The sequence below is a fragment of the Phormidesmis sp. 146-33 genome, assembly GCF_052939515.1.
Genome location: NZ_JBJPHU010000086.1, coordinates 1 through 20,492, shown reverse-complemented (window position 1 = coordinate 20,492; position 20,492 = coordinate 1). Strand labels below are relative to the sequence as shown.

Sequence of the window (20,492 nt, the reverse complement as noted above, 5' to 3'; positions counted from 1 at the left end):
AATTCGACGATGAAATCCCTCGCTGTGACGATCACTCCGGGCAGCCCCTAAATCCCCCAAGTTTGAGGGACTTTGAGCAAGAAATCCTGTCCGAAAGTCCCCCAGATTTGGGGGGTTGGGGGGCAGAAGCGTTAAATACCGAAGCGAAAAAACTCTATCGAATTCACGTTGGCTTAAAGCCGTTCAGAATAGGCGCTTTGGGGCAGAAGCCCAAAACAACAACGCGAAGAAACGCAGATCGAACCGTTAGTCGGATGGATAAAACAAGCCGTCAAAGTGCCTACAGCCCGATCGACTTCTTAGCAAAGGTCATCTGCGCCGATTGTCCCAGTCCGCAAAATTTTGTAGCCTGACCAAACTGAGGCGGCGGTGGAATCTTGACGATGACTTTGACCAGGGACTGTCCCCCAACGTTGAGAGGAATGATAGGCGGCAGTGCCTCAGTCTGGACTGGCTTCGATCGCTCCGTTGGCAGGATCGTGGGGCCGTTGCCGATCGGCTGCATCAGCGCAATTTGTCCACTGATTTTCTCTGACAGACCACTAAGCTGTACCTGGACTGGTTTTTGAGCATCAAGGTTGCCAATTTGGTTGGCTGGAAGGACAACTTCTGCCCAGAGATTATTACAGTCCAAAAGCGTCACCAGCGATTCGGTGGGGTTGACCTGGCCGCCGCGATCCTGCTGGGTCGTGTAAACAATGCCATCTAGCGGAGCCTTAATTTCGGCATCTTGCTGAGTGCTGTAGATCGATCGCGCTTGTTTGAGTCGTTGGCGAGCGCTTTCTAGTTTTGCGGTTAATGTGCTGACGGCGACCGACTGCTCTTGAATGGTCTGGTTGAGTCGAGCGCGTTGGTCAGAGAGCGTGTTGCTGACGGCTGCTTTACTACTGGCAATGCCTGACTGTGACGCTTGCAGAGAAGATCGTGCCGCTGCCAGGGCCGCCTTTGCCTGATCAACTTCTGCCTGGACTGCCCGCCACGCATACTGAAGCTCGTCGGCTTTTTGGCGGGTGATGGCTCCTTCGGCGGCGAGTTGACGATAGCGATCGTATTCCAGTCGAGCGGCCTGGGCCTTACTGTTGAGGGACGCGATCGCCGCCTGTCGCTGGTTGACTTCTTGCTCTGACAAACTGACATCAACGGTTCGTACGCCCTGATCTTGACTGCCTAACCCAGCTAGTTGAGCTTGAAACAGAGAACGGGCATTTTGAGCAGCCAGCAGTTGCGCCTCGTTGGATTGAATCTCGCCTTCGAGCGCCAAAAGCGTTTGTTCTTCTTGAGGGCTACGGGTGACTCGTGCCAACACTTGCCCAGATCGCACCTCGGCTCCGGGTTGGGCATAAAACTCTTTGAGATTACCGTCGATCGGAGACTGAACCTGGGTGACACGACCATTGATCTGCCCCCCTTCTGCAACGATATTACTCAAGCGATGGATGGCGACGGCGGCCCCAATCAGACAGACGGTAGCCCCAAGTCCGATCGCCGTTAGCGCAATGCCCCACCGTTTCCACTGGGGATCTGAGGCGGCTGGGGGCGACGGCGCTTGGGCAGGCGTTAATTGCAAAGGCGTTGATTGCAAAGGTAACATTGGCTGACTGGGGGTAGGCGTTGGGCTGGGTGACTTAAAGTAGTTTCCTTGGGCGTAGGCAAACCCCATATCTCTGACGGAGTGTAGGGTCGCCTGATCGGTGACAGACTTGGCGATCGCTGACTCCCGATCCGCTGCAAAGATTGCTTGAATCAACGCCTGAGCCGCGAAGTTGCTCGTAAAATCTTGAATAAGCTGACCGTTGACTTTGATCCAATCGGTCGGCAGTTGACGATACTCGTGGATCGAGAGGTGGTTGCCCACAAAATCGTCCAGCACGACTCCGATCCCAATCGCTTTTAGATGTTGAATCAAGCTCAGGGCGGCGCAAAAATCCTGGGCGATCGCGTCTTCGTTTAATTCAACGCTGAGTCTTTGGGGGTTGATGTTGGATTGAGCAAGGGTGTTTTGCAGGTCTTGAGCCAGCCGAGTGTCGTAGATTGCGTCTTTAAAGAGATTGACTGACAGATGCAGATCCGGCTGGGTTTTGAGCACCTCGATGGTCTGGCTGAGAATGAAGCGATCGAGCTGTCGGGTCATTCCAGCAGCATCGATCTGAGACAAAAAATCTTGAGGAAGTTGAAGCTGTTGTTGAGCATCTCGCCATCTCAACAACACTTCTTGATGAATCGTTGCCTGCGGATGCAGTGCGTAGCTGGGTTGAAACCAAAGCTCAACTTGAGCAGCGTCCAAAACAGGGGAACGGTGCTTTTCTTCTAAGGTGTGAAAATCAAAAGATTCACTGACGATCACTGAGTATCTCCGAAGTCTTAGGGGGTAGAAGCAGTTAACCTCTGTTCGCAGTCCCTTAACCAGCAAGCCTTGTTAGAGGCTGTACCAAAGGCATCATGTGGGCACCTTGTCAAACGAGAAGCGAACGGAGAAAGTGCTGACAATGGCTCAAGCAAAAATAGCTGAACCGACAGCATCCTTAAGCACAAGCCGTCACGGTTTTTTAAAGTAGGGCTTGACAGCGATCGATTGAGCAAGTCCCTAGAATTGGGGTGCCTGCGAATGAGGTAACACTCAATGAAACGCTAATCTCAAGTCCAAAAAGTGTCGAGTTTTACGAAGGCTGCGATAAATCGTTTTTCAAGGTTCGCTCCTGGCTTAAATCTATCGGTGCAAATGGGTAGACAGGCTTGACAAATTAGACGATCGCAATTGGATAGAGAAGGCTCATCGTGAAAAGGCTCTGAGAGACAAGTTACTAGGTTGTTATCGTAAAGGTTTTTTTGAGTGAAAAAACGATCAGTAATTTTACTAACCGGAGGTTTTTGGTGAAGATTGGATGAAGCCAACCTGAATTCTGCTCTCGAACTCAGTATGATTTCGGAGTCTTCTGTTATTTCAGTCCTCTTCCCAGATGATATTGGGCATCCGCTCAAAGGCTTCATTGAGGTGACTCTCCCAAAATCGACGAATCTGAGCCAAATACGGAGAATCTGGCTGCAAACAGAGTTCGTGGTGAATTTTGAAGCTGTGGGTCTCATACATCACCAGATTGATCGGCGGCCCGACGGAAATGTTGGATTTCATCGTCGAGTCGATCGACAGCAGCGCACATTTGGCCGCCGCCGCTAAAGGAGTATCGAAGTTGAGAACGCGATCGAGAATCGGTTTGCCATATTTTGCCTCGCCAATTTGCAGAAAAGGGGTTGCTTGAGAGGCTTGGATAAAGTTTCCCTGACTGTAGACCATATAGAGAGCGGGTTCTTCACCTTGCACCTGACCGCCGAGCAAAAAGCTGCATTTAAAGTCGATGTGGTCTTTTTCGAGCCAGGGTCGATCCTGCGTTTGGATCTGCCGCATCTTTTCGCCGACGTAGCGCGCCACTTCATACAGACTGGGCAACGTGTGCAGATTGACTTCTGCTTTGACCTGCAAATCGCGCCGAATCAGCGTCAACACGGACTGAGTGACCGAGAGATTGCCAGAGGTACACAACACAATTATGCGATCGCCCGGCAGCGAAAAGTTAAACAGTTTTTGATGGGTTGACACATAATCGACTCCCGCATTGGTTCGAGAATCAGCGGCCATCACTAAGCCAGCACGGGTGAGAATTCCAAGGCAATAGGTCATTGAGCGTGCGGAAGAATGACAGCCTTTAGATTTTAAGGGGCACTCCTCAAAAGTGAACCCCCAAATTCTAAAGTTGATGGTGACGGTGCCACTAACCCCAATTTCTGAACTAGCCATAATGTCGCTGTCGGGAGTTAGTCGATCGCGAAACTTTAGCCCAAAGATTCCCTGTGTGGTGATTTGAATGTTGCCGCCTTGTACCGCATTTGCAGAAATGTCGCTGTTTTCTAAACCTAAAATGAGCCACCGATATCCAATCGAGCATTTGACCCAAATAGAATGCCGTTGGGATTGACTAAAAACAAGCTGACTGGATTGCTGCTATTAACCGTTTTGATCAAGCCATCGATATTAGAAATATTACTTCCGGTAACTCGACTAAAGATAGTAGAAATATTCGGCGTGTTTACTAAATCGAATGTTGCCGTTCCGCCTGTGGGAATGGAGAAGGTTATAAAGCTGTGAAAGAGATTCGTTTCAGCAGAACTGCCGTTTGTGATGGTGAAGTTATTGCTAGAGGGAGACGTGACGATCGTATTCATCGTGCCATCAGGACATCACTTGCGCCTGAACAGAACTACAGACCAAAAGACCTAATAGGCAATTGAACAGACTCGATCGCATCATTAGAAAATATATCCTCAAGGTGCCCAAACATTCAAGCAATCAAGACTATACTTTCTGGGAGGGTTTTGAAGGAGGCGATCGCCAAAAAATTCCTTTAAAGCTCAATCAACTCTGTTCTCTGTACAAGCAGCTAGCGACTACAATCAAACAGATACGTCTGGCGATGGATGTATTATTGTTGTCCCTAAATAGAAAAGGGTGGTTCACTTGGTCAGGCATTCTATTCGACTCAATCCCCTATCGAGTGCTGCACTTGCGGTTCTGTGCCTCTTTGGGTTTGCCCCTCAGCCCGGAAAAGCGGCCGACGTGACCCTGCAAGTAGGCATTGTGCAACGATTTGGCGACAAAACTAAAGATACGATGACGCTAAAGGTGGCTCCTAGCGATCGCATTACCCTCAAATTTTTGACCAATGGCAAGCCCCAAACCCTCACCACATCCGATCTCAAGCTCGAAACGGTGATGCAGCCTTTATCACAGCCCCAGGTTGAGGAGCGCGTCGTTTTTAGCACCCATCGCAGTTTTGAAACCGCCGAAGATCAGGCCCAACAGTGGCGCGCTCAAGGAATTGAAGTCGAACTAGCGCAACCCGATCGCTGGCAAGTCTGGGCAAAACGTGAAACCTACAATACGCCTTTGTTGAGACGGTTATTACTGCAAAGCCTTCAGGCAAAAGGGATTCAGACGGCCCGCATTGAGAGCAAAATTCTACGTCAGGTGCCGCGTCCGTCCTGGGTGCTCAATGGATTTCGCTACACAAGAGATCTGGTGGATATCTCATCGGGCAATGGGGTGATTCGCGTCGATCGAGAAAAGGACGATCAGCCGAGTCGCGTCTATGCCGGAAGTTTTCGCATTCAACCCAACGCCTATGGCAACTTTACGCTGGTCAATTTTGTACCATTAGAAACCTACTTGCGTGGCGTGGTGCCCCATGAAATCGGCGGCTGGGCCCCTCAGCCTGTGTTGGAGTCTCAAGCCATTCTCGCCCGGACTTATGTGCTGAGAAACCTGCGACGATTTACGACAGACAACTATCAAATTTGTGCCACCACGCAATGTCAGGTTTATTGGGGAATTGATGGAGCGGTGCCTTCGACAGATCAGGCGATCGCTGCTACACGAGGCTTGGTTCTTACCTATCAAAATGAGCTAGTCGATGCCCTGTATTCTTCGACAACGGGAGGCGTGACGGCTGCTTTTAATGACGTTTGGCGAGGCTGGGAGCGCCCTTATCTCAAGTCGTTTGTCGATTCGGTGAGCAACGTTTGGGATCTCAACACTCGCAGTTTGGCAGATGAAAAGAATTTACGGGCATTTATTGCACTCAAAAAAGGTTTCAACGAAGAAGGAACAGAAATGTTTCGCTGGCGGTATGAAAGTACGATCGCTGAAATGAATCAAGATCTGCAAAGGTATTTAAGAAGTGTGCAACATCCTTTGGCAAATTTTGGCACGATTCAACAAGTGCAAGTGACACAACGATCGACCGCTGGACGAGTTCTGAAACTGTCTGTGACAACCGATCGCGGCCGCCTCGACCTCGAAAAAGACGACATTCTTAATGCCTTCGATGCGCCAGCCAGTACGCTGTTTTATCTGGACGGTCTCTACGGCCCAAATAAGACGTTAAAGGGATATGCCTTTGTCGGCGGTGGTTTGGGTCACGCGGTGGGGCTGAGTCAGGTTGGGTCGTATCACCTGGGCAAATTGGGCTGGACAAGCGATCGCATTCTTGGTTTTTACTTTCCAGGCACACAATTGCAGCCGATTAATAACTCGATTACTTTGTGGCGCGATCGCTCAACGTCTGGTCTACAAGGCTAACTTTAATCAGATCGAAGATCACAAATTTTCATGTCAATCTCAAATCCTTTTAAGGGATCAATTCACCAAACTGCAACAATACAAATAGAAAAGTATTGACCTGTACGATCGCTTCAGGAGGTTGAAATGACGACTTCTAATCGATTGAATCAATTACGACAACTGTTTGCATCTGATTCGACAAGCTGGGGATCTTTAACGGTTCTGGCGATCGGCGTTGCGCTGTTAGTGTCTCTGATGGTGGCGTATGCTTACGGTTGGTCACTTTGAGCGTCTTGATACACGCGACCTTTCCATGAGCCGCCTTTGCCCTGCCAGTGACAACGAGCGGAATCTAATGTCATCAGCGTGTAGAGGAAGCCGATCGCAGGCAAACAAAACGCCAACCAAACTGGACAGCGATAAAATCGAATGATTGGCAAATACATCATGCTCATTAATAGATAGGTAAATAAATTGATGAATGCGAAGAGCCACAGTCCAGTAACGAATCCGAAAATGGCACCGATTAAAGGAACGAGATAAACGATCGTCATTCCTATCAGCGTTCCCATTAATAATAGCGGCGAGTAATTTAACTGAGTAAATGCTGTTCTCGCGACCATATTCCAGATTGTTTCTAATGAATCGTAGGGACGTAGGCTGTGAGCGGATTCGGTCAATCCCAGCCAGATGCGTTTAGACCCGCTTAACTTGATCACTTGAGCCAGCGCACAATCATCAATCAACGCCTGCCTGATCGCTTGAATTCCGCCAATCCGCACCATTGCCTCCCGCCGAATTAGACTACAGCCACCCGCCGCCCCAGCCGTTTTATTATCAGGCTGATTGATCCATCTAAACGGGTAAAGTTTTTCAAAAAAGAAGACAAAAGCTGGAATTAACAGTTGCTCCCAGACACTTTGACAGCGCAGCCGTACCATGAGAGAAACTAACTCACGATCGTCGCTCTCCGCCTTGTCTATTAGTTGTTGAAGATTGGTGCGATCGTGTTCAATATCTGCGTCTGTGAGCAAAAAATAATCGGGCTGCAAAGTCATCGCTTTCTGAATGCCCTGATCCAATGCCCAAAGCTTTCCTGTCCATCCAGTTGGCAACGGTGCGGCTGAGAGAATTTGTAGCTGGTCGGATTTTCCTAATGTTGCTGCCGTTTCCCTGGCGACATCTGCTGTGCCGTCGGTGCTGTGGTCGTCTACCAAAAAGATTTGAAGCGAACCGGAATAGTCTTGAGTCAGGAGCGATCGCAGCGTCGCCGACAACAAATCTGCCTCATTGCGAGCGGGAATAATCACACAAACAGACGGGCGTGAGGCTTGAGGTGTGAGGTGTGAGGCGTGTAGACGCTGATCGGTGCGCCAAAACTGACCTCGAAAACAAAGCAGGTAAATCCAGATAGTTAGAGACGATAGGGCTAGTCCGATTAGGCTCATCACACGCTTTCTCAAGTCAGAGGTTTGTGCATTTTCTCACATCTCGATTTTGTTTGCGGCCTGCTCAAGCTTCTATCTGAAAGTTGTTTGCGGGGGGCCGACTTAATTTTGACTTAATGATGACACGATCGCAGTCACGAGCATTATGATACCTGCTGTCACAAACAAACCTGTCAGATTAATTTCTAATAGCACTCCAGAAATCGCTTGAGAAAACGGATCGAGTGCAACCGATGCAAACATCACTAAACTCATCATTCGTCCCTGCATGGGAGTTGAGGCTTGCTGCTGTAGCCAGGTTAGTCCCAATACCCCAACCATGCCACCGCCTACGCCCATTAGCGCAATTACACCTGCCGCCATCCAAGCTTGTTGCACAAATCCTAGAGCAATTAGCCCGGCCCCCAGGGCGTGAGCAAGCAGAACTAGCGGTGTTTTCAGGTTCTTAATCGCGCTCAGTTGACTGGCAACAAAGACTCCTAATAAGGCTCCGATGCCATAGGCAGATTGTAAGTAGCCAAATGTAGTCGCACTACCGCCAAACCTCATCGCAACTAACTCAGCAACCCCAATCACCATCGGCCCCAAAACTGCAAAGTTAATCATTGCAATCATCTGCAAGCTCACACGAACGGCTGGTTGTCTCCAGGCATAGCGCAACCCTTCGATGATTTCTCCAGGTAAGGTAGCTGTACTAGCGTTGACAGAACCAGATCGCTCCTTAGTTTGAATCAATGAAATAAACCCACTGCCGATCGCAAATAACACGGTGTTGATGACAAGCGCGATCGAGAGACCTAACGTTCCGATAATAATTCCGGCTACAGCAGGGCCGATCACATTGGTAATTTGTTCACTCCCTTGCATCCAGGCGTTGGCTTGTCCTAATTGAGGTTTGCTCACCAACTGAGGCAATAGGGCAAGCATCGCGGGATACAGAAAAGCTTCTGACAAACCAAACAAAGCTGCAATCAGAATCACTGCATTGAGTTGGAAGGCATTCAGAAAAAGCAGCCCTGTCATCGCTCCAATCAACATTGTATTGACTAACGCAGCAATAGCAGCAACAGAATTAGTTGGCAGGCGATCGCTCATTGCTCCGCCCACCAGCATAAAGAGTCCGCGTGGAATTGCCGCCGCCATCAACACAGTTCCGATCGCATATCCTGAACCCGTTTTTTGTAGAACTAACCAGGTCAATGACACCAAGAAAAACTGAGATGCACAGAGGATCAGAGTTTGTCCTAACCAAAGCCAGCGAAAGTTAGGTCGTTGTAATGCAGAACGCAGCATGATTGACCTCACCACAACAAATCATTGATCAATCCATAGAAACCAGCGAAGTTGATTTTGCTGACTGCCCTCATGCATCGGATCTTTGCCTGAACACGGTTTACACCTGATGAGCAAAGTAGATTGAGTGGCGCGATCGCGACTGTGATCCAGGGAGAAAGTTTGTAGCGCAGAAAGCGAACCCAAACATAGCCCGATCGCATGAAACAGAATCTCATCATTGGCTCAAAAAGGTGTGATTTAGAACATTCAAGAGCGTGAAAGGTTTAAGCTTTTTTAGCATCAGTTTGAGCAGGTTTTCCGCTGCGTTGTTCTCCACTTTTGCCCCCAATTTTGGGGGACTTTCAGATAAGAGTTTTGGCTCAAAATTTCTCACGGATAGTTACTGTTCTTTTAGCACGACTTGAATGCCATGCTTGGGGCGCAAAGTAATCGAAGGTTGAAGCTCGATCGCCTGATCGGAAACCAACGCTAGCTGAAACTTTTGGGCGATCGTCGCTAAAATTAACGCTGCCTCCATGAGCGCAAAATTCTTGCCAATACAAACACGCGGGCCGTCACCAAACGGGAAGTAAACGCCACGAGGTAGTTTTTTCTCCAGGTCATCTGCCCATCGCTCAGGAGTAAACTTTTCTGGATTGCCGAAGTAGCGAGGATCGCGGTGCATTACCCACTGACTACAAATCAACGTCGTGCCTTTTGGAATCAAATAGCCGCCAATTTCACAATCTTGAGTGGCCTCTCGACTGACATCAGTAGCCGGGGGATAAAGTCGCATTGCCTCTTTGATCACGCTGTTTGTGTAGGACAACTGGGGCAGATCAGCGATCGTCGGTGTGCGCCCATCTAGCACTCTTTTTAACTCCTGGGTTAGTTTAGTTCGCACTTCAGGATGTTGGCTCAATAGCATCCATGTCCAGGACAGTGTGTTAGCGGTGGTTTCATGTCCTGCCAAGATCATTGTGGCCACTTCATCGCGCAGTTGGCGATCGCTCATCCGACTCCCATCGTCGGCATCTTGTATCTGCATCAACATTCCTAGTAGATCGTCACTGTCTGTTTTGTTAATCCGGCGGCGGTGGATCATTGCATAAACGGTTTCATCTAGAAGCGCGATCGCATTCTGGTAGCGGCGATCGGCATCCGGCTCCTGTGTTGTGGCCCAGTTCATGGCAGCATCGAGGGCGTGAGCGACCTGCTTGGCTTCACTATCAGTCACGTCTTGATCAAAGATCGTCTTCATGACAATGTTGAGGGTGAGGCGCATCATTTCGTCATGCACATCCAAAACCTTGTCTTTGTGCCAGATTTGCAGCATTTGTTGAGTGTAGTTGACCATCACAGACCCATAGTTCTCAATGCGTTGCTGATGAAATACAGGTTGGATCAGCCGTCGCTGTCGTTGCCAAAAATCTCCTTCGCTAGTAAGTAACCCGTTACCGATCAATCCCGACAAACTTTGTAAGTCCTGAGCCTTGATAAATAGCAGTCGATCTTTGAGAACTTCGGTAATGTGCTCTGGGTTGGTGAGCAAGCAAAATAGTTCGCCACATTCAAACTGTAAGGGGACAATCTCCCCAAATTCACGCGCACAGCGAGTCATAAAACTCAGAGGATCTCGGCTGTACTCCATCAGGGCAGCAGAAACTTCAGGACTGGGCAAAGTGAGCAAAGTTTGGGCCATTGTGATTTCTCCAAAACGATTTTTCCAGAACACAATCAGTCAGCGTGAATTCGACCTCTCATACCAAATTGATCTTTGAGTGCTACAGATCTTGGAGAGCAACCTAAATCCCCGACTTGTGGAGGACTTCAAGCTAAAGAAGTCTCGGATTCTCAAAGTCCCCCAGAATGGGGGATTTAGGGGGCGAAGCAACCAGGCAATCATCGATCTTATTCAATTCACGATCCTAAACCGGAGGGATTGGTCGGATTCACATCGAGGTTAAAATATGAGTAGAACTCACTTTTCTAAAATACGAGTAATCCTCATGTTTTGTCAAGAAGAATGTGAGTAATCCTCATGTTTGTTTAGAGAAGGAAGCAATCGCCATGTCCGCAGATTCATCAAAGCCCTCTGGAATGCGGCGACAGCCTCGACAAGCCCGCAGCCAGGAGCGAGTCAACCATATTTTGGATGTGGCAGAACAGTTGTTTATCTCTGAAGGCTACGAGGCGACGACGACAAATGCGATCGCTACTCGTGCCAAAGTCTCGATCGGGTCGCTCTACCAGTTTTTCCCCGACAAAGCCGCCATTCTGCACGCCTTAGCGATACGCTACACAGAACTGCTCCACCAACAATTTATGGCACTCCACACGGCTGAGATTTTCAGTTTGCCCCTCTCAACTTATGTAGATCAGGTGATTGACACGACAAATCAATTTTTCACTCAACATCCGGGCTATCACGCCATCTTTATGCAGGCACAGGGAACGATGCCAGATCTAGCCGCGATCGAAGAAGCCGCCGATACCCAATATATCCAGGATTTAGCCGCCTTCTTTGCCCAATATGACTCGCGGTTAGACTCGGCTGATTGTCAAGCGATCGCCTATGTGTTGGTGAAAGCGATCGGCACCCTGCTGTGGTTGTCCCTTAGTCAAGAAGAAACCTTCCGACAACGCCTGGTATTGGAAACAAAGCGATTGATGTTGAGCTATTTACAAAGCTATTTTCCAACGCACGAGAGATCACCTGATATCCACCCAATACCCCTACCGGACGGTAACCTCCATCGTTCTTGATCCCCGATTCATCCACCCCCTACACCCTACACCCCACGCCCACTTTGCAGTATATTTAGCACAGAGAGTTCTCCAAAACAGCACTATGGCATTCATTCGATTAGAAGAAAACCTCTCGGTCAACACGCAATACATCATCAAGGTGAAGTGGAAGAGCAACCCTGAAACTGATGAACTTTCGGCAACGGTCTTTTTGGCGATCGATGACAAAAACGCTGTCGTCACCACGCGAGGAGAGTCCGCTTTAAATCTTTGGGATGCCCTCCACGCTAACGAAGACCCACCCAGTAGCGGTTTGCCCATCTCAAAGGTGACTCTAAAATCGGTGCGGCGCGGTTGGTAGGGGTTGGTAGTGCTTTGTCATCTAGATCCTCGATTTCTTAACGAAGTCGGGGATTTTTGACTTGATAATGGTTCAAAAGATGTTGAGTGTGAACGGGTGTCGGAATGCAAACACAAAGTACAGCAACAGTTTCTCAGCTTGAAGGGGCGATCGCTGCCAGCCAAAATTATCTGCTTTCTACCCAAAATTCTGCTGGTTACTGGTGGGCCGAGCTTGAATCGAATGTGACGATGACCGCCGAGGTGGTGCTGCTTCACAAAATTTGGGGCACCGATCGCACTCGTCCGATGCACAAGGCAGAGAAGTATTTGCGATCGCAACAGCGAGATCACGGCGGCTGGGAACTGTATTACGGCGATGGCGGCGAACTCAGCACCACGGTCGAAGCGTATATGGCGCTCAAATTGTTGGGGGTGTCTGTCAATGATCCGGGGATGGTCAAGGCGCGATCGTTTATCTTGGCGCGGGGCGGTGTGACCAAAACTCGAATTTTTACCAAGTTTCATTTGGGGCTGATTGGCTGTTATGACTGGCGCGGGTTGCCGTCGATTCCGCCGTGGGTGATGTTGTTGCCGTCTTTTTTGCCTGTGAATATCTACGAGATGTCGAGTTGGGCGCGAGGCAGTACCGTCCCGTTGTTGGTGGTGTTTGACAAAAAGCCCATATTCATCACGCAGCCGACGATTACCTTAGATGAATTGTATGTAGAAGGCATCACAAACGCTAAATTTGAACTGCCGCGAAATGATGACTGGTCAGATGGGTTTGTCGAATTAGACAAGGCGTTCAAACTAGCCGAAACGTGGAATCTAGTTCCCTTTCGAGAAGAAGGGCTTCGCGCCGCAGAACAATGGATTCTCGAACGTCAAGAAGCTTCTGGTGACTGGGGTGGCATCATTCCCGCTATGTTGAATTCTCTATTAGCGCTGCGTTGTCTGGGATATGACGCATCTGATCCCATTGTTGAACGGGGACTCCAAGCCGTAGATCGCTTTTGCATTGAGTCTGATGATCTCTATCGCGTTCAGCCCTGTGTTTCTCCTGTTTGGGATACGGCGTTGGTAATGCGATCGCTGGTCGATTCGGGTCTTTCTGCCAATCATTCGGCATTAGTCAAAGGCGGCGAATGGCTCCTTCAAAAGCAGATTCTTGACTATGGGGATTGGGCTGTCAAAAACGCACAGGGTAAGCCGGGAGCCTGGGCCTTTGAGTTTGAAAACCGCTTTTATCCTGATGTAGACGATTCTGCTGTGGTCGTGATGGCGCTTGATGCGGTGCAGTTGCCCCAGGAAGACTTAAAACAGCGAGCCATCGATCGGGCTGTCAACTGGATCGCCACCATGCAGTGCAAACCCGGCGGATGGGCGGCCTTCGACCTCGACAACGATCAAGACTGGCTCAACGCCATCCCCTACGGCGACCTAAAGGCAATGATCGACCCCAACACTGCCGATGTCACCGCACGAGTCCTAGAAATGGTCGGCCAACTCCAAAAAGCCCCCTCCTTCACGCCTCACGCCTCACGCCTCACGCCTCACTTCCTCGATCGCGCCCTCTCCTACCTGCTACAACAACAAGAATCTGATGGCTCATGGTTTGGCCGCTGGGGCGTGAACTACATTTATGGAACAAGTGGCGCTTTAGCTGCCCTTTCGACAATGGCACCTAGGGAACGGTTGAGCCTTGAGCGAGGCGCAAATTGGCTAGTGAGTGTCCAAAATTTTGATGGCGGCTGGGGCGAAACCTGCGAGAGCTACAAGAATCCGTCACTTAAAGGAATGGGCAACAGCACAGCCTCACAGACCGCCTGGGCGGTGATCGGATTGTTAGCGGTTGGAGAAGCAACAGGACAGTTTAGTTGGGCAGCCCTCGATAGAGGCATCTACTATCTAATCTCTACCCAACAATCAGACGGCACCTGGGACGAAAGCGACTTTACGGGCACAGGCTTTCCGGGTCACTTTTACCTCAAATACCATCTCTATCAACAACACTTTCCGCTCACTGCTCTAGGACGCTATCAGAGAAGTCTTGTGAGCCATTTCAGCGATCGTACAGTCCGCAAATAAAGATTTCTAGTTAGGAACGAGGATTAAAGAATAGACTTCCTGTATGAATACCTGGCGATTGAAATCGCTGCTATCAGAACAAAGTCCACCTCCGTGGACTAACGGTTAAAATCGCCTCTTTAGTGTGCGAAGGCACACTTTGCTCTTGTAGCCCCGACTTTAGTCGGAGGGCATCTATGATTCGTGCAGGAAGTCTAATATCGAATTTGTAGAGTGCGTTTCTCGTGGCTCAACACAGGGAGCATCCCAATTGTGCAAAATCTCGGATTGCCCTCCTCACGCAGTGGGGCGAGAGCTTTGCCAGCCCATCTCCCCAGGAAGAAGGGAGCCAGATCAGATCTCTTGTTCCGCTTCCTTGGGGAGAGGGTTAGGGTGAGGACAGAAAAACTGTGCTACACAAGAGTAGCGGCTGACTGATGAAAGCTTTAAAACTTCGATCTATCACTGGCTGGCAAGTAGAGTTTGCGCTAGAAAGTCGCTTTTGCAGCTAATCGTTACGCAAAAAAGAACTTAACAACTAAGCTTTGGTTTTGAAATCTGTCAGACGGAGCGAGGTTACTTGTTTAACACTGCTTCTTTCAATGTTGCGACCTTACCTAGCACTGTACTAACATCTTCTGGAGACACTCCCTTTGCTTTGTTGTAAGTTTAGTAGATTGAAAATAACTATCTCTCTAGTAGCAATACTTCGGACAAATTTTGAGCAGATTTTCAGGTTCAAACCCTGATTCGCTCGTGGGACAGGATCTTATTTTCAAAGTCAGGAATAGAGCCAACTTTGAAAAATAGCTCAATGCTGGAACTGTAATTCCTGAGAGCCTTTTGGGGTCGTTCAAAAAACTGTCCGGACTATTGTAGTAGGTGACGAGCATTAAGATCCCCCTAGCCCCCCTTAAAAAGGCTACTGTGTACACACAAGTTGATTGATCCGTCATTGCCGAGACCCTTCGCCCCCTAAATCCCCCAAAATTGGGGGACTTTGAATGCTAGGCAATCTCTCTGGGTCAAAGTCCCCCAGATTGGGGAATTCAGGGGGCTGAAGCCGATTGAAACGAAGCGATTCCGGGCTTGTGTGTACACGGTAGCTTAAAAAGGGAGGGATCTGGATTCAAAGCCCTCCGAGTTAACATCAATTAGTAGCACTGTCGAGCAGGGACTGTTGTCTAGTTAGGCGGATTCTTGCACGATCGACAGAATACTAAATTGGAACCCATCCTCATCAATATGTCATGCTAAAAACTCTAAATTCAGTTCGGTGGAATAAGTTAGAACACGCTTATGGTAAAGCGAATGATGTACCGCAACTGATTCGAGATTTGACTTCTAGCAGTGCAACAGTTCGCGAACAAGCATTGTCGGCATTGTATGGCAATCTCTGGCATCAAGGCACTGTTTTTGAAGCGACCGCTTACGCCGTACCATTTTTGATTGAGCTACTAGAACAGCCAACCGTTGAAGATAAACAAGCAATATTGATCTATCTCAGTGACTTAGCCCAGGGCAGTTCCTACGCAGATGTTCATCAAGATAGTCTCCTTCTCCAAACTCAGCGAGATACCGCAAAATTTCAGGAGCAGATGCGGCGAGAACTCGATTGGGTGCGTTTGACTCGCGACGAAGTGCAGAAGGGATGCCCGATCTATGCCCAATTGCTCACCCACAAGCTTTCTGTTGTTCAAGCGGCGGCGGCTTACTTACCAATGCGGTTGAGATTCTACGAGCTTATGGCTTGCCTCAGAGGCCAGAACGACTCCAGGCGTTTCTAGACGGACATCTGACCCCCCAAGATTCAGCCTGGTCTACGACTTCATTGGCATCACATTCCTGAGTAAGGCGATAAGGCTAAAGTTTGCGTCAGATCACTCAAAAGGACGCGATCGCAGAGATTAAACAGTTCTACGTCAGTCTGGGCCCGTCTCATCAAATGTAGGAAGTGACCTTCGGCATCAACACTCAGAGCAATGTAGTTGAGAAACATTTTGAGGTAGCCAACGCGCGATCGCACAGGAAACCGCGCCGATGTAGGACTTTGCCACAACCGATCAATATAAGTACGAACTTCGACAAAAGGAACAGGTGTAATTAGCTCTCCCCGCAAAGCCTGACGAATTTGACTAAAAATCCAGGGATTCCCGATCGCCCAGCGGCCGACCATTACCCCAGCCGCACCTGTCTGCGCCAGCACTTCAAGGGCAGTTTTTGCAGAATAAATATTGCCATTGGCCAACACAGGACAATTGACCCGTCTAACTGCTTCCGCAATCAGGTCATAGTTCACGCTCCCGTGGTACATCTCTTTGACTGTGCGACCATGCAGACTCAGCAAATCAATGTGGTGTTGATTGATCAGATCAAGTATTTTGTAGAAGGTGTCTGTATTGTCAAAGCCGACCCGCATCTTGACGGTTAAGGGTCGATCGCTCACAGTCTGCCGTAGTTCTCCCAAAATCCGACCCACTTTCTCCGGTTCTCGCAGCAGTCCGCCTCCCACATTTTTGCGATAGATTCTGGGTGCGGGACAGCCCATATTCAGGTCAACGCCAGCAATGTTATGGCGACAAAGTTCCTGAGCCGTTCTAACCAGATCTGGAATGCTCTCACCAATCATTTGAGCAAACACAGGGCGACCCGTATCATTTTCGGTGATCGATGCCAGAATGTTGCGATTGAGCCGTGAAGTGTCGTTGACGCGAAAGTACTCGGTGAAGAAATAGTCGGGCCTGCCATACTGAGCAATGACTTTCATAAACCAGAGATTTGTCACATCTTGCATGGGCGCAAGCGCAGTGAGCGGGTGATCTGGATACAGCGATCGAGGAAGCGATACCTGAGACATAGAGATTTCAGCGATCGCCCTGTGTAGACAGCGAGCAACCAGACACCACTCTAGCAAAAAACGGCTACTCTCCCTGGGGATTCGTGATCAGCCGTATAGTTGAAAACTGCTGTATTAATTCTTTTTTTATGCACCCGCTAGTTTCAATTGCACCGCTACAGAGGCTTCCGGCAGGCGTGATTGAGGGAGCATCCCAATTGTGTAGCACAGTCTTTCTGCCCTCACCATTTCTATTCCCGCAGGAACTTGCGAAGCAAATTGTCAGCCAGAATGAGGAGTTGTTGAATTCTCAATCCTAAGTTAAGTGGCATTCCCTTAAAATAAAAGTATTGCCGCTTCTCCCCAAGGACACCTTTGATTCAAGCTGAGACTCTCGAACTGTTGGAATGGTCACGCCTCTGTCAGCACCTGTCCACGTTTGCTGCGACGAAGTTGGGCACGATCGCCGCTCGTCAGCTAAAAATTCCGACTAGCCGCGACGAAACGCTGACCTTACTGGCTCAAACTCAAGAAATCTACAATCTCGAAAGTCGTCAGTCTCTAAGCTTTGACGGCATCGAAGACATCGGGGAGGCACTCGAACGGGCCGCCCTACAAGGAATTTTGTCAGGCGCAGAACTGTTAGCGATCGCCAAAACGTTAGCGGGTGCCCGAAGCCTGAGACGCACGATCGACAATCAGACCGACGTTCCGGTATTGACCGATCTGATTTCTGAACTGCGAACCTATCCCGACCTTGAGCAAGAAATTTATCGCTGCATCAACGACGACGGCAAAGTTAGCGAACGGGCCAGCACCAAACTTGCCGAGATTCGCAGCAAACAAAAACAAGGGCGCGATCGCGTCTACGAGGTGCTGCAAAAAATTCTCCAGCGTCAGTCGGGGGCGGTGCAAGAACAGATCATCACACAGCGAGACGGACGATTTGTCATTCCAGTCAAAGCGCCACAAAAGGATGCAATTCCCGGTATTGTGCATGATGTCTCGATGAGTGGGGCGACGCTTTACATTGAGCCAAATTCTACTGTCCAACTCAACAACCAACTGCGCCAACTTCAGCGCCAAGAACAAGTTGAAGAAGAGATTATTCGTCGCCTGTTGACGGAGAAGGTGGCCGCCGTCCAGGATGATTTAGAACGGTTACTAGCGATTTGTACTACGCTCGATCTAGCAACGAGTCGCGCCCGGTATAGCTTGTGGCTAGGAGCCAATCCGCCCAGATTTATTGACTACTCAGCCGAAGCGCCGTCTCAAAATTCTCCCTCGATCGTGCTTCGTCAACTGCGTCACCCGCTTCTCGTCTGGCAACAACAGCATGAACAGGGGCGATCGGTCATTCCCACAGATCTGATCATTCAGCCTCAAATTCGAGTCGTCGCCATCACGGGCCCAAATACCGGAGGCAAAACGGTGACCCTGAAAACTCTGGGATTGGCTGTTTTGATGGCAAAAGTGGGACTGTTTGTTCCGGCGAGAGAGCCTGTCGAGTTGCCCTGGTTTGAGCAAGTTTTGGCAGACATCGGCGACGAACAATCTCTAGAGCAAAGCCTTTCTACGTTTTCGGGACACATTCGCCGCATTAGTCGGATTCTAAATGCGTTGGGGAGTGAAGAGGGTGAGGAGAGAGGAGGGAGGAGAGAGGAGAGAGAAGGGAGGAGGGAGGAGTCAGAAGAAGATTCATCCAATGAGTCAGATCTTGAAACTCAATCTTCAGAATTCGATTCACAACCTCAAAATTCAGAACCCCACCCCTCATCCCTCATCCCTCATCCCTCATCCCTTTCTAACTCCCTTGTTTTACTGGATGAAGTAGGAGCTGGAACTGATCCGTCTGAGGGGAGTGCTTTAGCGATCGCGCTTCTTAAATTCCTTGCTGACCATGCTGCTTTGACGATCGCAACCACTCACTTTGGCGAACTAAAAGCTCTGAAGTATGAAGACGATCGCTTTGAGAATGCTTCTGTAGAGTTTGATGATGTGTCTCTTTCGCCGACTTATCGGCTGCTCTGGGGAATTCCGGGACGATCGAATGCGCTGACGATCGCGCGACGGTTGGGACTCAATGCCGAAGTTGTGAAGCAGGCTCAAGCCAATGTGGGCGGCGCTTCTGAGGATGTCAATCAGGTGATCGCTGGACTAGAAGCACAGCGCAAACGTCAGGAAACCAAAGCCCAAGAAGCAACTAAACTTCTAGAAAGTGCAGAGCGGTTGTATCAACAAGTGTCTGAAAAAGCCGCCAACCTACAAGAACGAGAACGCAATCTGCAACTGGCTCAAGAAAAAGCGGTTCAGGATGCGATCGCGCAAGCCAAGTCTGAAATTGCCAAAGTGATCAAGCAACTGCAAAAGGGCGATGTCACGGCTCAAGACGCTCAACAAGCTACTGACGCGCTTAACCAAATTTCAGACAAACATTTACCCACGAGACAGGCAAAACCCAAACCAGACTACCGTCCCAAAGTGGGCGATCGCATTCGCATTCCTCGCCTCAATCAGACGGCTGAAGTTCTCAACATTGCAGACGACGACGAACTGACGGTGCGCTTTGGCATCATGAAGATGACGGTTCCCATGCAGGAAATCGAGTCCCTGACGGGTGAAAAACCGCCCAAACCAGAACCCGTCGAAAAACAGCCCAAATCGAAACCTCAACCCGTTGTTGAAGCCCAACCCGCACCGCTGATCCGCACCTCTCGCAATACGATCGACATTCGCGGCAGTCGGGTCGCCGATGCGGAGCCGATTTTAGAAAAGGCACTCTCTGAATCCGATCGCGCCATCTGGATCATTCACGGTCACGGCACTGGGAAACTTCGTCAAGGCGTTCATGCTTTTTTGCAGCAGCATCCTCGTGTCAAACGATATGAACTGGCAGAACAAAACGATGGGGGAACAGGGGTGACGATCGCTTACACCGCTTAAAATCCTCGATTAGACGACTCCAAAGATTTGCGAGACGAAGTTTGATGAATACATGAAGTTTCAGTAGAAACACGAACAAAGCAATAAAGGTTGAATTGCTTCTTGTCTTTAACCTCCAAAGTCAATCAGCAGGCATATTTCACCTTTTTTGCTAAATTTTTGTGGATTTGTCAAGACTACAATTGCCCAAGCTAGTTCCGTATATTCATTGAGTTTTATTTAAACTTCTAGTGAATTTTAGAGGGGTTACTTACGTGCATCTCAGAGAGGATGGTAAGTTAAAAACCACAACAGCAATTTGGCCCAAAGGGATGATAATTTTTCTCAAAATTCTGCCTGCTGTGGATTGGAGATCTATGGTCTGTAAAAAGACGGTCTGTGAAAAGACAGTCTGTGAAAAGACACGGTTCAAATTTAGATTCTGCTGTGTTAGCCCCGACAAGTTTAATCTAAGACTTCTTCTCTACTAAGGTATTGACTAACACCCCAGCCATTTTGTTGAAGTCAATTCTTTTAAATGGCTTGCCCCCTGGGACTTTGAGACATAACCGTTGCCCCTTCAACAAGTTGGCCCCAAGCGCGTTCTGTAAGCATTAGGGTTCATTCACGACAACTCTGTTTCGCGAGGCAATCTTGAAGAGACATGAATTTGATGAAATCTTTCGCAGCGGTTGTTAATCCAAGCAGCCCCCTAAATCCCCCACGAGTGAGGGACTTTGAA

Annotated in this window: 15 protein-coding genes; 7 read left to right on the top strand and 8 right to left on the bottom strand. The window is 49.2% G+C overall.

Annotated elements, in window-relative coordinates:
• Window positions 1–280: 280 nt before the first annotated feature.
• The 3 genes from ACJ2PR_RS25785 to ACJ2PR_RS25775 form a co-directional block, all read right to left on the bottom strand.
• On the bottom strand, window positions 281–2,344 hold the full coding sequence (locus ACJ2PR_RS25785; RefSeq protein ID WP_446879099.1) for an EAL domain-containing protein: 2,064 nt from the start codon (window positions 2,342–2,344) through the stop codon (window positions 281–283).
• Window positions 2,345–2,941: 597 nt separating this feature from the next.
• On the bottom strand, window positions 2,942–3,676 hold the full coding sequence (locus tag ACJ2PR_RS25780) for a peptidase (protein ID WP_446879098.1): 735 nt from the start codon (window positions 3,674–3,676) through the stop codon (window positions 2,942–2,944).
• Between the two features lie 233 nt (window positions 3,677–3,909).
• The gene (locus tag ACJ2PR_RS25775) at window positions 3,910–4,218 is read right to left on the bottom strand and encodes a two-partner secretion domain-containing protein (RefSeq protein ID WP_446879097.1); all 309 of its coding nucleotides are present in this window, start codon (window positions 4,216–4,218) and stop codon (window positions 3,910–3,912) included.
• A 292-nt stretch (window positions 4,219–4,510) separates the two neighbouring features.
• Between ACJ2PR_RS25775 and ACJ2PR_RS25770 the strand changes: the two genes are divergently transcribed.
• Entirely contained in the window at window positions 4,511–6,130 is a 1,620-nt protein-coding gene (locus tag ACJ2PR_RS25770) for a SpoIID/LytB domain-containing protein (protein ID WP_446879096.1), read from the top strand.
• Window positions 6,131–6,256: 126 nt separating this feature from the next.
• Window positions 6,257–6,400 carry a hypothetical protein gene (locus ACJ2PR_RS25765; protein ID WP_446869440.1) on the top strand — a complete coding sequence of 48 codons (144 nt, stop codon included), beginning with the start codon at window positions 6,257–6,259 and terminating at the stop codon, window positions 6,398–6,400.
• Here ACJ2PR_RS25765 and ACJ2PR_RS25760 read toward each other — a convergent pair.
• From ACJ2PR_RS25760 to ACJ2PR_RS25745, 4 genes are all read right to left on the bottom strand, one after another.
• Window positions 6,382–7,560 (bottom strand): glycosyltransferase, encoded by a 1,179-nt coding sequence (locus ACJ2PR_RS25760; RefSeq protein ID WP_446869442.1) that lies wholly within the window; start codon window positions 7,558–7,560, stop codon window positions 6,382–6,384. The genes ACJ2PR_RS25765 and ACJ2PR_RS25760 overlap by 19 nt on opposite strands.
• 102 nt (window positions 7,561–7,662) lie before the next feature.
• Window positions 7,663–8,853 carry an MFS transporter gene (locus ACJ2PR_RS25755; protein WP_446869443.1) on the bottom strand — a complete coding sequence of 397 codons (1,191 nt, stop codon included), beginning with the start codon at window positions 8,851–8,853 and terminating at the stop codon, window positions 7,663–7,665.
• A gap of 8 nt (window positions 8,854–8,861) precedes the next feature.
• Window positions 8,862–9,074 carry a hypothetical protein gene (locus ACJ2PR_RS25750; RefSeq protein ID WP_446879095.1) on the bottom strand — a complete coding sequence of 71 codons (213 nt, stop codon included), beginning with the start codon at window positions 9,072–9,074 and terminating at the stop codon, window positions 8,862–8,864.
• A gap of 161 nt (window positions 9,075–9,235) precedes the next feature.
• A complete protein-coding gene (locus ACJ2PR_RS25745) occupies window positions 9,236–10,537 on the bottom strand; it encodes a cytochrome P450 (protein ID WP_446879094.1) in 1,302 nt (433 codons plus the stop codon).
• Window positions 10,538–10,905: 368 nt separating this feature from the next.
• On the opposite strand from ACJ2PR_RS25745, the gene ACJ2PR_RS25740 reads away from it, so the two are divergent.
• The 4 genes from ACJ2PR_RS25740 to ACJ2PR_RS25725 all read left to right on the top strand — a co-directional run bounded on the left by ACJ2PR_RS25740 (window position 10,906) and on the right by ACJ2PR_RS25725 (window position 15,779).
• Window positions 10,906–11,601 carry a TetR/AcrR family transcriptional regulator gene (locus tag ACJ2PR_RS25740; RefSeq protein WP_446879093.1) on the top strand — a complete coding sequence of 232 codons (696 nt, stop codon included), beginning with the start codon at window positions 10,906–10,908 and terminating at the stop codon, window positions 11,599–11,601.
• A gap of 85 nt (window positions 11,602–11,686) precedes the next feature.
• Window positions 11,687–11,944 (top strand): hypothetical protein, encoded by a 258-nt coding sequence (locus tag ACJ2PR_RS25735; RefSeq protein WP_446869447.1) that lies wholly within the window; start codon window positions 11,687–11,689, stop codon window positions 11,942–11,944.
• 104 nt (window positions 11,945–12,048) lie between these two features.
• Window positions 12,049–14,013: a squalene--hopene cyclase gene (gene shc, locus ACJ2PR_RS25730; protein ID WP_446879092.1), complete on the top strand. Its 1,965-nt coding sequence runs from the start codon at window positions 12,049–12,051 to the stop codon at window positions 14,011–14,013.
• A gap of 1,229 nt (window positions 14,014–15,242) precedes the next feature.
• A complete protein-coding gene (locus tag ACJ2PR_RS25725) occupies window positions 15,243–15,779 on the top strand; it encodes a hypothetical protein (protein WP_446879091.1) in 537 nt (178 codons plus the stop codon).
• A gap of 50 nt (window positions 15,780–15,829) precedes the next feature.
• Here ACJ2PR_RS25725 and ACJ2PR_RS25720 read toward each other — a convergent pair whose 3' ends face one another.
• Window positions 15,830–16,849 (bottom strand): tRNA-dihydrouridine synthase family protein, encoded by a 1,020-nt coding sequence (locus tag ACJ2PR_RS25720; protein ID WP_446879090.1) that lies wholly within the window; start codon window positions 16,847–16,849, stop codon window positions 15,830–15,832.
• Window positions 16,850–17,203: 354 nt separating this feature from the next.
• On the opposite strand from ACJ2PR_RS25720, the gene ACJ2PR_RS25715 reads away from it, so the two are divergent.
• Window positions 17,204–19,771, top strand: a complete 2,568-nt coding sequence (locus ACJ2PR_RS25715) for an endonuclease MutS2 (RefSeq protein ID WP_446879089.1) — start codon at window positions 17,204–17,206, stop codon at window positions 19,769–19,771.
• The last annotated feature ends 721 nt before the right edge of the window (window positions 19,772–20,492 follow it).

What these genes read in the sequence shown, in the direction of transcription:
- ACJ2PR_RS25780 (WP_446879098.1), bottom strand. Translation starts at nt 3,676, where the DNA reads ATGACCTATTGCCTTGGAATTCTCACCCGTGCTGGCTTAGTGATGGCC.
- ACJ2PR_RS25775 (WP_446879097.1), bottom strand. Translation starts at nt 4,218, where the DNA reads ATGAATACGATCGTCACGTCTCCCTCTAGCAATAACTTCACCATCACA.
- ACJ2PR_RS25765 (WP_446869440.1), top strand. Translation starts at nt 6,257, where the DNA reads ATGACGACTTCTAATCGATTGAATCAATTACGACAACTGTTTGCATCT.
- ACJ2PR_RS25760 (WP_446869442.1), bottom strand. Translation starts at nt 7,560, where the DNA reads ATGAGCCTAATCGGACTAGCCCTATCGTCTCTAACTATCTGGATTTAC.
- ACJ2PR_RS25755 (WP_446869443.1), bottom strand. Translation starts at nt 8,853, where the DNA reads ATGCTGCGTTCTGCATTACAACGACCTAACTTTCGCTGGCTTTGGTTA.
- ACJ2PR_RS25750 (WP_446879095.1), bottom strand. Translation starts at nt 9,074, where the DNA reads ATGATGAGATTCTGTTTCATGCGATCGGGCTATGTTTGGGTTCGCTTT.
- ACJ2PR_RS25745 (WP_446879094.1), bottom strand. Translation starts at nt 10,537, where the DNA reads ATGGCCCAAACTTTGCTCACTTTGCCCAGTCCTGAAGTTTCTGCTGCC.
- ACJ2PR_RS25740 (WP_446879093.1), top strand. Translation starts at nt 10,906, where the DNA reads ATGTCCGCAGATTCATCAAAGCCCTCTGGAATGCGGCGACAGCCTCGA.
- ACJ2PR_RS25735 (WP_446869447.1), top strand. Translation starts at nt 11,687, where the DNA reads ATGGCATTCATTCGATTAGAAGAAAACCTCTCGGTCAACACGCAATAC.
- shc (WP_446879092.1), top strand. Translation starts at nt 12,049, where the DNA reads ATGCAAACACAAAGTACAGCAACAGTTTCTCAGCTTGAAGGGGCGATC.
- ACJ2PR_RS25725 (WP_446879091.1), top strand. Translation starts at nt 15,243, where the DNA reads ATGCTAAAAACTCTAAATTCAGTTCGGTGGAATAAGTTAGAACACGCT.
- ACJ2PR_RS25720 (WP_446879090.1), bottom strand. Translation starts at nt 16,849, where the DNA reads ATGTCTCAGGTATCGCTTCCTCGATCGCTGTATCCAGATCACCCGCTC.